General features: G+C 31.1%; 12 protein-coding genes. All 12 read left to right on the forward strand.

Annotated elements, in window-relative coordinates; translation table 11 throughout:
• The first annotated feature begins 79 nt into the window (after nucleotides 1-79).
• Nucleotides 80-3,169 (forward strand): SusC/RagA family TonB-linked outer membrane protein, encoded by a 3,090-nt coding sequence (locus tag G507_RS17110; RefSeq protein ID WP_051191758.1) that lies wholly within the window; start codon nucleotides 80-82, stop codon nucleotides 3,167-3,169.
• A 12-nt stretch (nucleotides 3,170-3,181) separates the two neighbouring features.
• Nucleotides 3,182-4,684 (forward strand): SusD/RagB family nutrient-binding outer membrane lipoprotein, encoded by a 1,503-nt coding sequence (locus G507_RS17115; protein WP_051191762.1) that lies wholly within the window; start codon nucleotides 3,182-3,184, stop codon nucleotides 4,682-4,684.
• Nucleotides 4,685-4,717: 33 nt separating this feature from the next.
• Nucleotides 4,718-5,527 (forward strand): hypothetical protein, encoded by an 810-nt coding sequence (locus G507_RS0115870; RefSeq protein ID WP_157496643.1) that lies wholly within the window; start codon nucleotides 4,718-4,720, stop codon nucleotides 5,525-5,527.
• A 9-nt stretch (nucleotides 5,528-5,536) separates the two neighbouring features.
• Entirely contained in the window at nucleotides 5,537-6,553 is a 1,017-nt protein-coding gene (locus G507_RS0115875) for a hypothetical protein (protein ID WP_026718424.1), read from the forward strand.
• 88 nt (nucleotides 6,554-6,641) lie between these two features.
• Entirely contained in the window at nucleotides 6,642-8,528 is a 1,887-nt protein-coding gene (locus G507_RS0115880; protein WP_026718425.1) for a putative porin, read from the forward strand.
• Nucleotides 8,529-8,737: 209 nt separating this feature from the next.
• Nucleotides 8,738-9,718 (forward strand): PLP-dependent cysteine synthase family protein, encoded by a 981-nt coding sequence (locus G507_RS0115885; RefSeq protein WP_026718426.1) that lies wholly within the window; start codon nucleotides 8,738-8,740, stop codon nucleotides 9,716-9,718.
• 88 nt (nucleotides 9,719-9,806) lie between these two features.
• A complete protein-coding gene (locus G507_RS0115890; RefSeq protein WP_026718427.1) occupies nucleotides 9,807-11,075 on the forward strand; it encodes a DUF2851 family protein in 1,269 nt (422 codons plus the stop codon).
• A gap of 27 nt (nucleotides 11,076-11,102) precedes the next feature.
• Nucleotides 11,103-11,324 carry a hypothetical protein gene (locus tag G507_RS0115895; RefSeq protein WP_035666434.1) on the forward strand — a complete coding sequence of 74 codons (222 nt, stop codon included), beginning with the start codon at nucleotides 11,103-11,105 and terminating at the stop codon, nucleotides 11,322-11,324.
• Between the two features lie 73 nt (nucleotides 11,325-11,397).
• Nucleotides 11,398-13,212, forward strand: coding sequence for an SLC5/6 family protein (locus G507_RS0115900; protein ID WP_026718429.1), 1,815 nt, complete (start codon nucleotides 11,398-11,400; stop codon nucleotides 13,210-13,212).
• Between the two features lie 2 nt (nucleotides 13,213-13,214).
• Complete coding sequence (locus G507_RS17800; protein ID WP_169627301.1) at nucleotides 13,215-13,376, forward strand: hypothetical protein; 162 nt, start codon at nucleotides 13,215-13,217, stop codon at nucleotides 13,374-13,376.
• Nucleotides 13,377-13,387: 11 nt separating this feature from the next.
• Nucleotides 13,388-14,275, forward strand: coding sequence for a ComEA family DNA-binding protein (locus tag G507_RS0115910; RefSeq protein WP_026718430.1), 888 nt, complete (start codon nucleotides 13,388-13,390; stop codon nucleotides 14,273-14,275).
• 38 nt (nucleotides 14,276-14,313) lie between these two features.
• Nucleotides 14,314-15,483 carry an acyl-CoA dehydrogenase family protein gene (locus tag G507_RS0115915; RefSeq protein ID WP_026718431.1) on the forward strand — a complete coding sequence of 390 codons (1,170 nt, stop codon included), beginning with the start codon at nucleotides 14,314-14,316 and terminating at the stop codon, nucleotides 15,481-15,483.
• The last annotated feature ends 133 nt before the right edge of the window (nucleotides 15,484-15,616 follow it).

The raw sequence follows: 15,616 nt of genomic DNA on the forward strand, positions 1-15,616 counted from the left end.
TAATTATTAGTTAATAAAATTTGTTTATTTAAGAAATTATTAAGAAGTTTGCTGAATAACTAACTCAAATAAAATTAATATGAGATCGAAGTTCAAATGGATTTTTACGCTTTTAGTAGCGTTTACAATGCAGTTTTCGTTTGCACAAGAGAAAACTGTTACGGGTAATGTTTCTGATGAATTAGGAACATTAGCTGGTGCAACTGTTGTTGTTCAGGGTTCAAACCGTGGGGTAACTACAGATTTTGATGGAAATTATGCAATTTCTGCAAAACAAGGTGAGATTTTGGAATTTTCTTTCGCAGGAAAGAGAAAGTCATTTATGACCGTTGGTGCTGCCAATGTTTATGATGTCGTTTTACAAGAAGGTTTCGTAGGAGACGAGATTGTATTAACAGGTATCGTGGGTGTTGCTAGAAAAGCTGATGCTGTAACTTCAACTTACCAAGTTGTTAAAGCTGAAGAGTTGAATCAAGCAGCCAATCCAAATGCTGTACAAGCGCTTGCTGGTAAAGTGTCAGGATTGCAAATTACAACAACTAGTAATGGAGTTAACCAAACTAACTCAATTGTGTTAAGAGGTAACCGTTCTATTACTGGTAGTAATGAAGCGTTAATTGTTATTGATAATGCAATTTCTTCTGCTACAGTTTTACAAAACTTAGCTCCAGAATCAATCGAATCTATGAACGTTATTAAAGGTGCTCAAGGAGCTGCTTTATACGGAGATAGAGGGGTTAATGGTGTTATTGTTGTAACAACAAAAAGAGGTAATGGCGAAGAAAAAGTGAGTGTTTCTCTAACTTCTTCTATTGCTTTTGAGAATATTTCTTTTATGCCAACACGTCAAGAACGTTATGGTCAAGGTTGGAGTGGTCAACACGTAACTTATGAAAATGGTGCTTGGGGTGCAGAATTTGACGGTGTTGTGAGAACAGTAGGTCAAGTTCAGGCTGATGGTACTTATTTCATGGCTCCATATTCTCCAATTGACAAAAACATTAATGAATTCTTTAAAACTGGTACATTATTCCAAAATGGAGTTAGTATTAGTGGAGGTTCTCTTGAAAAAGGATATGTAAGTATTACTGCTAACAAGCAAAATACAGACTATGTAGTTGATGGAGATAAATTAGATAGATCGTCTTTTATTATAAGAGGTGGTAAGAAAATTGGTAAGTGGACTTTAGATGGAAACGTTAATTACATTACTTCTAAAACAGAACAAACAACATCTAATATCTTGGAAGAGCTTTTACAAGCAGCTACAAATATTCCTGTTGAAAAATTTAAAAATTCTGGAAATGAAGGAGCTTGGACGTCTTATTACAGAAATCCTTATTGGAGAGCTGAAAATGAAAGATTCATTGATAGATCTGATTATATGACAGGTAGTGCTACTCTTGGATATGAGGTAAATAAGCATATTAAATTAAACTATATCGCTAATATTAGAACTTTCCAAAACAATGGATATAACTATATTAACGAATATGTAGATGATATTCAATTAGGAGGTGGTAATGCTGGTACAGTTTCATCATTTTCTCAATATAATTCAGGGCAAAGAGATTTCTACGGAGATTTCACAGCTAATTTCAATTATAAATTAACGGATAAAATTGGTTTTAATGGTACTGTAGGTAATAATATTACTGATAGATTCTTTAAAAGAACTACTGTTGGAGGAACGAATTTAACTATCCCTGGTTTATACACTATTGATAATGTTGAGAATGTTAATGCTTCAACTGGAACTAACTTTCAAACTAGAGCTAGATCGGCTTCTTTCTTTACAAATTTAGATTTTGATTATAATGATTATTTGTACTTAACATTAACTGGTCGTTATGATATGATTTCTGAGTTAATTGGAAGTACTGAAGGTAATAAATATTTCTATCCTTCTGTTGGTCTTTCATTTATTCCAACAAAAGCATTTGAAGGAATTAGAAGTGATAAAGGTTTAAAATATGCTAAAGTATATGCTAACTACATTAGAGTAGGTAATAGATCTACTGTAGGAGCTTATGATTTAAATAATCTTTTTGTTGGTGGAGCAGGTTACCCTTATGGAAATAACAACTCTTTTGTACAAAATACAGTTGTTACAGATAATGGTATTAAGCCAGAATTTCAAACAACTTTAGAAGGAGGTTTTAATTTAGGGTTCTTAAAAGATAGATTAACTTTAGATTTTGCTGGTTATCAAACTACTACAACTGACCTTATTACTAGTGTTAATGCTTCTGCATCTTCTGGTTTGTCAAGTTTACAAACTAATATTGGTAAAATGACTAATAAAGGTTTTGAAATTGATTTAGGTTTTACTCCAATTGCAAAATCAAGTTTTAACAACTTAGGTTTAGTTTGGGAAAATAGATTAGGTTACACAACTTATAAAGCAATTGTTGATGAAGTTTCTGATCAAGCTGATGAAGTTGCCTTAGTAACAGGTGCTGAAGCTAGTATTTTTGCTATTAAAGGCGAAGAATTTCCTGTAATTAAAGGTACAGCTTATCAAAGAGATGATCAAGGTAGAGTTATCATCGGTGCTAATGGAAATCCATTACGTGCTGAAGGATTGAAAATTTTAGGAAAATCTACTCCTGATTATATTCTTAACTACAGTACTTCTGTTAGTTTTAAAGGAGTTAAATTATCTTTGGTAATGGACTATAGAACAGGTCATCAGTTTTATTCAGAAACTAAAGACTGGTTGTCATGGTCAGGTCACTTATATGAGTCTGCTATAAATGGTAGAACTGGATTTATTTATCCAAACTCATCAGTTGAATCGTCTCCAGGTGTTTATACTGCAAATACTAATGTAGTTACTGGTGGAAATAGTTATTCTTCTTATTTGTCTTATTTTCAAGACGAATATGCTGATATAGCTGAAAATATGGTTTTAGATGCTACTGCTTTAAAAATTAGAGAGATAGCTTTAAGTTATGGTCTGCCAAGTGAGACTGTTAAAAGAATAGGTCTTTCTTCTTTACGTTTTAGTGTTTCTGCTAGAAACCCGTTCGTTTTCTTAGCTAAAGAAAATAGAGGTTATGCTGATCCTGAATCTTCTTTCTCTAATGGAAATGGTAAAGGTTTTTCTAACATTGGTAGATACCCTACAACCAGAACTATGGCATTTACATTAAACGCAACATTTTAAAAAAAAATAGATATGAAAAAAATAAAAATTTTAGCACTGTTCGCTTTTCTAAGTTTTGCATCTTGTGATAATTATTTGGATATTAACGAATCTCCAAATAATGCTAAAGACACAGATGTAACTCCAGATTTGGCTCTTGCAGCTGCTCAAACAAGTTCTTACGCAAACGTAACGACATCAATGAATTTTCTAGGAAATTTATTTATGAATAACTGGGGGTATGACGTAAATTCATTTGCGGTAACTAATCCAGCTGAGTTTTCTTATTCAATTGATAATAATTTTTATGCAGCTATATGGAATACTCCTATGCGTAGTACTGCTAACTTAACTAATATCATTAATACTGAATTCCCTAATTATGAAAACCATGTAGCTATTGCTAAAATTTGCAAGACTTTTTACTTTCAGATATTAGTGGATATGTATGGTGATATTCCTTATACTCAAGCTCATTTAGGTGTTGAAGATATTACTCCGTCTTACGACAATGCTAAGTCTGTTTATCGTGATTTATACGTGCAATTAGATGATGCAATAAACTTAATTGATAATTCACCATCAGCTAAAGCTGTTGGTACAGAAGATGCTGTATTTGGTGGAGACATGGGAAGATGGAAACAATTTGCTAATACAATGAAATTAAGATTGTTAATGCGTCAAATTGATTTAGCAGAAGCTGGTACAGATACTGAAACTACAACTTACGTTGCAGATAAGTTTCTTTCTTTAGCTGGTGCATCTTTCTTAGATGTAGATGCTGCATTAAACCCTGGTTACACAGACACTCGTACTGATACTAGAAATCCATTTTGGAACATTATGTATGGTGCAGATAATGAAACTGTAACTGCTTTTTACAGACAGTACAAAGCTTCTAAAAGAAATGCAGATAATTTAAATAATACTCAAGATCCAAGAAAAGATAGACTATTTACTTTAGTTGGAGGTTTAGTAGTAGGAGTTTTACAAGGAGATAGTTCGGTTGTTAATGGCGGAACCGCTCCTGCAGCGTTGTCTTCTTTTGGACCAGGCGTTTTGTCGGGACCTTCTCAAGATGCTTACATGATTTCTTTGGCAGAGAGTTTATTGTTACAAGCTGAAGCTGTTCATAGAGGTTATTTAGCTGGAAATGCTCAAGGTTTATTTGACTCAGCAATTCAAGCTTCTTGTGCTCAATTAGGTGCTACATCAGGTGTAGCAACTTATATTAGTAATGTAAATACAAATTTTCCTGGTAGAGGATATACTAATGGTACATATGCTCAAAAAATCGAGGCTATCATGTATCAAAAAAATATTGCATTACAAGGAACAAATAATGTGTTAGAAGTATTTATTGAGTATACAAGAACTGGTTTAATTGATTCTATTCCTGGTTCAATATTAGGAGCAACTCAAGCTAATAGACCAAGACGTTTATTATATCCAACTTCAGAATACACAAGTAACTCAGCAAATGTTCCTGCACAAGGAGATGTTTTCACTACTGGTTCTTTCTGGTTTGTGTACTAATATTAAATATTAAAAATTTAAAATATGAAAAATATGAAAAATATAATAACATTATTGGCTATTGGTTCAGTATTATTTTCTTGTACAGATGATGATATTAGAATTGATCACCAATTAAACTCTGGCGATAAAATTGTTGGATTTGCAAAGTCTTTAGAGACAGTCTCTTATTTTGCTGATGAAGGACAAGTTTTAGTTAGTTTCCCAATTAATTTAATTGGAACAAATGGTGAGCCTTTATCAACTGATGTAGATGTTGAATATGCAATAGATTTTGATTCTAGTGATGCTACAGAAGGTGTGGAATTTAATTTTGCTAGCACTGTTAATACACTTACTATTCCAGCAGGTGGAACATTTGTTAATTTTCCATTGTTGGTAAATACTGGTCAATTAAATCCAATAGCTAAGTCTGAATTAGTTCTGAAATTAGTTTCAGCAAACAATAATACAGTTGTTGGTCAACAATTTAGTACGCTAAAAATTGTTTTTGTTGGATGTCAATCTCAAATTCAATTAGGTAACTATAGCTGGGTAAGTACTGCTGGTTTTTCAGCACCTAGTACTCCAATAACATCTACAAGTGTTAATAATTTTGAAGTTGCTTTCCCAGGAGTTTCTGCTGGAGGAAGTCCGATTCCAATGCAGTTTAATGACATTTGTGGTGATATAACAGTTTTAGGTTGGGATTTTTCTAGTAGTTATTTATGTAAAGCAAGTGATGCTAGTTATAACAGTACAACTAATCAAATTGTATTTAATCAGTTGCAAGTTTTTAATACTACTGAAGAAAGTTCTGGAATTTTCTTTGATAGAAAAACAACAACATACACTAAACTTTAATATTATATTATGAAAAAAATAATTAACTATAAAACATTTTTATCAGTTTTAGCATTATCAATATTCTTTACTTCTTGTAATGAAGTTGAAAATGAAACTGGAGATGTTAAATATGTAAAACCAGTTGTTACAGCTAATCAAACTAATTTTTCATTAGTAGAAGGTGAGACAGCTACAATAACTTTAACATCTGATAGAGCTATAAATCAGTCGTTGACTTTTAAATTAGAAATAGTTGGAGGAGATGCTTCTTTTAGAGATTATATGTGTTCAGGTTCTGAGACAGAAGCTGGTGAAGGTTTTGGACCAATTGGTCATATTGTTACTGTACCAGCTTATGAGACTACTGCTAGTTTTGACATTACACCAATATTTGATTTATTGCCTGAAGGTACTGAAACTTTACAATTAAGAATGTATTCAGATTCTTATGCTAGAGGTGCAGTTGCTGAAGGTTCAGATATGATTAACATAACTATTGCTAATAAAACATCTAATGATTTTGTTACAGTTTTTGATTTCAGTCAAAATTATTACGATACTTTTGGTACTTTAGTAGAACCAACCTATACTGATAATGCAGATCCTGCAAGAACTCACGCATTTTGTGATTTAGATTTTGACTTAGAAATTTATGATGAGTTTGAAACTAGTGTTCTTTTTGATAGTTATAGTAGTTGCCCAGAGTCTATTACTATGAGTTCTACAACTCCTGATGGTACTTATGTTATTGTTCCAAGTTTGTATACAACTACTGGAAATGCTGTCCCTGCTGTAGATTTTTTCTTTAAAACTAAAATTACTATGGCTAAGCCTGGTGTTTGGGTTAAAGAAGTGAATATTGACAACAATTGGAAGTTTTCTGCTGGTGGTGCCGTACAAGGTAATCCAAATTCATATTTCCCAGTTGCAAGATTAATTAAAACGGGTACTACGTATGTCCTTCAAGACTATACTACTGGTAATGTTTTAGCATCTGGAAAACTTGCTAACTTCAAGTTAAAATCAAAAAAAAATAAAATTTAATTATAATTAAATTATAAATTTTTAAAGACTGCTTTTTTAAGCAGTCTTTTTTTGTTTTAAATTATTACATTTGCTCTTATTTATGCAAATGAAAAATATATTTTTACTATTCTTTTTTTTATTAAGCTTATTTTCTTTTTCACAAGAAGATAATATCGATGGACTTGAAGCATTACCTAAAAAGGAAAAGCCTCCCATTGATCTATATAAAATATATACTTTAGAAAAAGACACAACTTTTCTAGACACAACTTTAAGCATACAAAAAGAGTATAAATTCAATATGTTAAGAAAAGATATATTTGGTTTACTACCTTTTGCTAATGAAGGTCAAACTTATAATACTTTAAATTTTGGTTTAATTGATAATACCACTTTTCCAAATTTTGGTTTTAAAGCTAAACACTTTAATTATTTAGAAGTTGACGATATTAAGTACTATTCTGTTCCTACACCTTTAACGGATTTGTATTTTAAAACGGTTATGGAACAAGGACAATCTCTAGATGCTTTCCTAACAATAAATACAAAACCAAATTTAAACTTTTCAATAGCTTATAAAGGAATTAGATCTTTAGGAAAATATATTAATAATTTGTCAAGTTCTGGTAATTTTAGATTTACTTCAAGTTATTTTACAAAAGATAAACGTTATGTTTTAAATGCGCACTTCACAGGTCAAGATATTTTAAACCAAGAAAATGGAGGTATAACATCTAATGCGGATTTTGAAAGTAGCGAAGCACCTTACGATGACAGAGCTCAATTAGATGTATATTTTAGAGACGCAAAAAATCTTTTAAAAGGTAATAGGTTTTTAATAGATCAATCCTTTAAACTATCTAAAAACAATCCCAATAGTGTTGTTTTTACACATCAGTTTAATCAGGAATATAAATTTTTTGAATATGACCAGAAAACTGTAAGTTCTAGATTTGGTAACTCATTTTCAAATTCTATTTACAATAAAACAAGATACAATCATTTATATAATAAACTTGGTGTAGCCTACAAAACAAAAGACTATGGAAACGTTGAGTTTTTTGTAGATGATAATAAATACAACTATTATTATAATAGCGTTGTTTATGATAATTCTGGAAATAGCACAGTTCCAAATGCTATTAATGACAGAATTAATAATATCGGTGGAACTTACACATATTTTGCTAAAAATTTAGTCGCAAAATTATTAGTGTCTAATGCAATTACAGATCAATCTATTTCAAATATAGAAGCAAATGCAACTTATATATTGAATGACGATTATAATTTTGCCTTCGAATACCAAAAACTAAATAGTCTTCCGGCTTTAAATTATACTTTATATCAAAGTAATTATGTGGATTATAATTGGTATAATAATTTTAAAAACGAAAAATTAAATCAATTTAAAATCACAGCAAATACAAAATGGATTGATTTGTCTTTTAATTATAAAATCATAAACGACCATTTGTACTTCGAAAATGAAGCCAACGATATTGCAGTATTAAAAGTCAAGCCAAAACAATTTGAAAACACTATAAACTATATATCATTTCAAGCTAAAAAGGAAATAAAATTCTGGAAGTTTGCTTTAGATAATACTATTTTATATCAAAATGTAGATCAATCTAGTAATGTTATAAATGTTCCACAAATTGTAACAAGAAATACGTTTTATTACACAGACAAGATTTTCAAAAAGGCCATGCAAATTCAAACCGGAATTACCTTAAATTACTTTACGGAATACTATGCAAATGATTACAATCCTTTGTTAGCTGAATTTTACGTGCAAAACCAAACCAAAATTGGTGGGTTTCCTACTTTAGATTTTTTTATTAATGCAAAAGTTCGTCAAACTAGAATTTTCTTAAAAGCAGAACATTTTAATTCTTCGTTTACAGGATATAACTTTTACTCAGCACCTAATTACCCTTATCGCGATTTTATTGTTCGCTTTGGTTTAGTTTGGAATTTCTTCCAATAATTTTTTTTGAAACAGCACATCAGGCTTATCATTATATGTAATTCCTGCTTTTCGTTGCACTACAATCAGGGTTAGAGCTCTATTTGTATTGTTTTCTACTAAGGTCTCTTAAAAAAGCGTTAGAGCAACAAATAGTAAAGTTATTTTGCTATGCTATCTCAAAGCCATATCTTTGCAATCACAAAAATTTAAAACAAGTACAATTCAATATGAATTACGCAGAAAACATATTAGAGACTATTGGTAACACACCAATGGTAAAGTTAAATAAACTTACAGCAGAATTACCTTGTCTTGTATTAGCTAAATACGAAACATTTAATCCTGGAAATTCTGTAAAAGATAGAATGGCTCTTCAGATGATTGAAGACGCCGAAGCAGATGGAAGACTAAAGCCAGGTGGAACAATTATCGAAGGAACTTCTGGTAACACTGGAATGGGATTAGCACTTGCAGCTATTATAAAAGGCTACAAATGTATTTTTGTAATGGCTGACAAACAATCCAAAGAAAAAGTGGATATATTAAAGGCTGTTGGAGCAGAAGTAGTAGTTTGTCCAACTAATGTTGAGCCAACAGATCCACGTTCGTATTATTCAGTTTCAAAACGATTAGGTGAAGAAACTCCAAATTCTTGGTATGTAAATCAATATGACAATCCAAGTAATGCAAAAGCACATTACAAAAGTACAGGTCCAGAAATTTGGGAACAAACAGACGGAAAAGTTACTCATTTTGTAGTTGGAGTTGGAACTGGGGGAACAATTTCTGGAGTAGGTAAATATTTAAAAGAACAAAATCCAAACGTAAAAATTTGGGGAATTGACACCTATGGTTCAGTGTTTAAAAAATACCACGAAACTGGAATTTTTGACGAAAAAGAAATATACCCTTACGTAACAGAAGGAATCGGAGAAGATATTTTGCCCTTAAATGTAGATTTCTCAATCATAGATGGTTTTACAAAAGTGACTGATAAAGATGCTGCGGTTTATACACAAAGACTTTCTAAAGAAGAAGGAATGTTTTTAGGAAATTCTGCTGGTGCTGCAATTAAAGGTGTATTGCAATTAAAAGAGCATTTCAAGGCAGAAGATGTAGTAGTTGTTTTATTTCACGATCACGGAAGCCGTTATGTTGGAAAAATGTACAACGACGAATGGATGAAAAAAATGGGTTACATAGACTAATTTGTCCTTTTAAATAAATTTATATAAATCCTAATTGATATTTTTTCAATTAGGATTTTTTATATATTAGTACTTTCAATTTTAAATAATGAAAGAAGATTTTCTACACTACATTTGGCAAAACAAAAAGTTTGATTTTTCAAACCTAATAACAACACAAGGAGAAAGTTTAACCCTTGTCAATGTTGGGGATTATTTACAACAAGAAGGACCAGATTTTTTCAATGCTCAACTAATAATAGGCAATCAAAAATGGGCAGGAAATGTAGAAATTCATATAAAATCTTCGGATTGGTATTTACACAATCATGAAAAAGATGTAAATTATGATAGTGTTATTCTTCATGTAGTTTGGGAACATGATGTCGATATTTATAGAAAAAATAATGCAACAATCCCAGTTTTAGAATTAATGAAACTGGTTTCTCAAGAAGAAATATCAAAGTACAACGCATTAGTAACGCCAAAATCTTGGATATTTTGCGAAAAAGATATTGCTACTATAAAAGAAATAGTACTAACAAATTGGCAAGAACGATTGTTTTTTGAGCGTTTGGAAAACAAAGCAATACCTTTTGAAATCTTGCTAAAAGAAAATCATTCTGATTGGGAAGCTACACTCTTTTGTATGTTAGCGAAAAATTTTGGTCTTAACATCAACGGTCAGTCTTTTCTTGATTTAGCTAAGTCAATTCCGTTTTCTATACTTAAAAAAGAATCTTTCGAAGTTGAAAATCTAGAAGCATTGTTTTTTGGAAAGGGTCAAATGTTGAATGATGAAAAACAAGATAATTATTTAATTGATTTGCAAAAGCGCTGGCATTTTTTATCGCATAAATACCAATTAGAAGCTTCGCACATAACGCAAATTCAGTTTTTTAAATTAAGACCAGATAATTTCCCAACAATTCGATTAGCACAATTAGCAATGTTATACCATAGTAAGCAAACTTTGTTTTTAGAATTGATTTTAGCCAAAACGACAGGAGAAATTTATAAAATTTTCAATAATGCAACATCTAGTTATTGGACTAGTCATTATAATTTTGATTCTCAAAGTAAAATCAAGTCAAAAACAATCAGCAATTCATTCATAGACTTAATCATCATAAATACAATAATCCCATTAAAGTTTCTATATGCAAAGGCTAACGGAAAAGATAGTATAGAAGAATTGATTGATTTAATTCAAACCGTAAAGCCAGAAAAAAATAGTATTATAGAGAAATTTGATTTCTTTAAAATTAAATCAAAAAATGCCTTTGAATCTCAAGCATTATTGCAATTAAAAAATGAATATTGTAGCAATAAAAAATGTTTACAATGCGAAATTGGACTAACATTGTTAAAAAAATAATTTATCTTTGAGCTAAGAATAAGAACAATGATTAGAAATATACTACATTTTTTTGAAAAAAACGGCTTTTTTGTAGCTTCTCGTTTAGCAGATAGTCTTGGTATGAAAGCTACTAATGTTCGTTTGTTTTTTATCTATATATCATTCATCACAGCAGGTTTATGGTTTGGTGTCTATTTAACTTTTGCTTTTTGGTTAAAACTAAAAGACATGATTTATACCAAAAGATCTTCGGTGTTTGATTTGTAAACTTCAATAATTTCTTTGTTTTTTAATTGGTTTTATTATCTTTGAAAAACTAATAACTAACCAAAAATATTTTATGTCTACAAAAGCAGATTCTTGGGGCTCGCGAGTCGGCCTTATATTAGCAATGGCTGGAAATGCAGTTGGTCTTGGAAATTTCTTAAGATTTCCGGTTCAAGCAGTCCAAAATGGGGGTGGAGCATTTATAATACCTTACTTAGTTTGTTTTCTAGTAATGGGTATTCCTTTACTTTTTATTGAATGGTCAACAGGTAGATATGGTGGAAGTAAAGGAAACCATAGTACACCTTACATTCTTAATACAATGGCAAAAGGAAGAATCTGGAAATACATTGGTGTTTTCGGAATTTTTACTAACATAGCTGTAGCAGCTTATTATTGTTACATAGAGTCATGGACCATGTCTTATGTATATCATACATTAATTGGTACTTTTAACGGAATGAGTCAAGCTGATGTAGCAGGTTTCTTTAACTCATATGTTGATGTTGCTCAGTCTACAACAGGTATTCCATACGAAGCTGTTGTTTTTTATATTTTCTGTTTGTTGTTAAATACTTTTATCCTTTCTAAAGGTTTAGGTGGTATTGAAAAAGTAGCAAAAATCGGAATGCCTTTATTAATTATGTTTGGAGTTGTTTTGGCTGTACGTGGATTAACTCTTGGGACAACAGGTGCTTCAGAAATTTTTCCTGATGCAAATGCATGGGATGGTTTAAATTTCTTATGGACACCACAATTTGACTCCTTAACTAATCCAAAAGTCTGGCTGGCAGCGGCAGGGCAAATTTTCTTCACATTATCTGTGGGAATGGGAACTATACAATGTTATGCTTCCTATATTAGAGAAAAAGATGATATCGCTCTTAATGCAGTTTCGGCTGGTTTTATGAACGAATTTGTTGAAGTAGTATTAGGTAGTTTAATTGTAATTCCAATTGCAGCAGGTTATTTAGGATTGGATTGGGTACTTCAAAACGCAGGTTTTGGTATGGCTTTCCAAACAATGCCTTATTTATTTCAACAATGGGGTGATGTCCTTTCAATATTTGCTGGAGTTTTCTGGTTTGGACTATTGTTCTTTGCAGGTATTACTTCTTCATTAGCAATGGGAACACCTTGGATGGGATTCATGCAAGATGAGTTTAACTGGAGTAAAATTAAAGGAGCTTGGTCTTTTGGAGGTTTAGCTTTGTTAATGGGATTACCAACTGTTATCTTTTATAAACAAGGTTTGTTTGATCAGTATGATTATTGGGCAGGAACAGTAAGTTTAGTGGTTTTCGCATTCCTTGAAACTATTTTATTCTCTTATATTTTTGGAATTAAAAAAGGATGGGCAGAAATCAATAGAGGGGCTGATATTAAAATACCAGGCATCTATAAATATATAATTTTAATAGTAACTCCGTTACTTTTAGGTTCTGTGCTTGTAACGAGTATTCCAGATTGGATTGACAAAGTAAACGATGCAGACACAAACAACAAAGAATGGTTTACAGATTCTTATTATGCGGAAAACTTTGATGCTACTGGAACTCAAAAAGGTAAAGTAGAAGAAGTTAGTGCTAACTATATTAAACTGTCTTTCGAAAATAAGAAACAGGTTTTTGATAAAGAAGCCGAAAAGGTCAAAGATGTTAGCTTCCAAGATTTTAAAGAGTATAAATTTGAGGCTTCAAAAAATCAGGTAACAACAGTTAAAGTTGGCGATGAAATTTCGGCAAATGATAAAATCGCTACAGGAGATTTTACAAACGATACATTTTATAAATTTTTAGGAAGAATGTTACTTTTATCATTGTTCTTATTCATTTCATTAGTTGTATATTTAGCTTATAAAAAACGAATTAAAGAAGGGAAAGAATAATTATGAACACAACAGCAATAATAACAATGGTTTGTGCACAAGGAATAGTGGTTAGCTTTGCAGCTTACTTTTTCTATAAAGTTTTAACTATTCCGCCAAAACAAGAGCCTGATTCGTTTTCAGAAAATGATGACGAACTAGTTAGACAAGAACCTAAAAAATAAATTTAGGAAGAATGCAAAATATAAAATCCTACTTCATGTTTTCAAGAGAACACAGAAGTGGGATTTTTTTGTTGTTACTGATCGTGACTTTATTTCAAATTGGTTGGTATTTTTTTGATTTTTCACCAAAAACACCAAAGCCATCTAATGATGAGCTTCAATGGTTAGCTATGCAAAGTGAGATTGATAGTTTGAAACAAATTAATAACGACAAGAAATATGAAATCAAACCTTTTAATCCAAATTTCATTACGGATTATAAAGGGTCAGTTTTAGGAATGTCAGTTGATGAAATTGATAGGCTTCATAAATTTAGAGCACTAGACAAATATGTAAATTCTGCAAAAGAGTTTCAACAAGTCACAAAAGTTTCAAATGAACTGCTAAACAAAATTTCGCCTAATTTTAAATTCCCTGACTGGGTTACTAACAAAAATAATTCAAACTATAAGGATTATTCAAATGTCAACTTTAAAAAATTTCCAGAAAAGAAAGCCACTGTTATCAAAGATATAAACACTGCTTCTAAAGAAGATATCATGGAGGTTTATGGTATTGGTGATAAAATTTCCGATATCGTTCTTCAAGAAAAAGAGAAATTTGGTGCTTTTGCCTCAATTGAACAATTGCAATACGTTTGGGGTGTTTCGCCAGAAGCTTATGAGGATATTCAAAAGAGATTTTTTATCGGACAAAATCCAACAATTAAGAAAGTAGACATCAATAACTTATCTATAAAAGAATTGTCTAAATTTCCTTATTTTGATTATAATTTGGCAAGACAAATTGTTATTTATCGAAGTGCTAATGATGATATAAAGAATATTGAGGATTTAACAAAAATTAAGGGAATGCCTAACGAAAAAATAAAAATAATAGCCTTATATTTGGAATTCTAAAATATAAAGACGCTAATTTAATAAAATAATAACAATATATGAATTCATTATACTTCACAGAAGAACATGAAATGTTTAGGTCTAGTCTTCGAGACTTTTTAAAAAAAGAAGTTGTTCCTCATGTAGATAAATGGGAAAAAACAGGAACCATAGAACGTTTTATCTGGAAAAAATTTGGAGAAATGGGTTTCTTCGGAATTAATTATCCTGAAGCTTATGGTGGAATGAATTTAGATTTATTTTACACTGTGATTTTTTTAGAAGAACTTCAAAAAATTAATTCTGGTGGTTTTGCAGCTGCAATGTGGGCGCATGCTTATTTAGCAATGACTCACTTAAATGCAGAAGGAGATGAAAGAATTAAACAAGACTATTTAGCACCAAGTATTTTAGGGGATAAAATAGGAGCTTTATGTGTGACTGAACCTTTTGGCGGTAGTGATGTGGCAGGAATGCGAACAACTGCTGTTAAAAAAGGAGATAAATACGTTTTAAATGGTTCTAAAACATTTATTACTAATGGTGTTTATGCAGATTATTATGTAGTTGCCGCTAAAACAAGTCCAGATTTAGGAAACAAAGGAATAAGTATGTTTCTAGTTGATACAAAAACTACTGGAGTTTCAGCAACTAAATTAGATAAATTAGGCTGGAGAGCTTCAGATACAGCAGAAATTGCTTTTGATAATGTAGAAATTCCTCTAGAAAACCTAATGGGTGAAGAAGGAAAAGGATTTCCATACATCATGCAGCATTTTGCTTTCGAACGCTTAATTATGGCTGTAAATGCGCATTCAAGAGCAGAATTTGCAATCGAATATGCAATTGACTACATGTCGCAACGTGAAGCATTTGGTAGAACTATCAACAAATTTCAAGCATTGCGTCATACAATAGTAGAACACGCAACAGATGTTGAGCATTGTAAAGTATTTAATTACGCAGCAGTTGCTCGTTTAGATAAAAAAGAATATGTTGTAAAAGAAGCAACTATGGCAAAGCTTAAATCAACAAAAGTTGCTGATGAAACAATATACAGTTGTCTTCAAATGCTAGGTGGCTACGGTTACATGGAAGAATATCCATTGGCTAGAATGTCAAGAGATAGTCGTTTAGGACCAATTGGAGGAGGAACTTCAGAAATCCTAAAAGAAATCCTATCAAAAATGATTATAGATAATAAAGATTACAAGCCAGCTGTAAAGTAGGTTTCAATATAAGAATAAATTAGAAGGCCAAGATATTAGAAATTGTATCTTGGCTTTTTATTTGAAGCTAATCCAGCTATCCACTATATCTTTTTATTTTTTTAAAGAAAAAAAACAAAAAGGATGCCGTTCC

This window comes from Flavobacterium gelidilacus DSM 15343, assembly GCF_000422685.1.
Classification (GTDB): domain Bacteria; phylum Bacteroidota; class Bacteroidia; order Flavobacteriales; family Flavobacteriaceae; genus Flavobacterium; species Flavobacterium gelidilacus.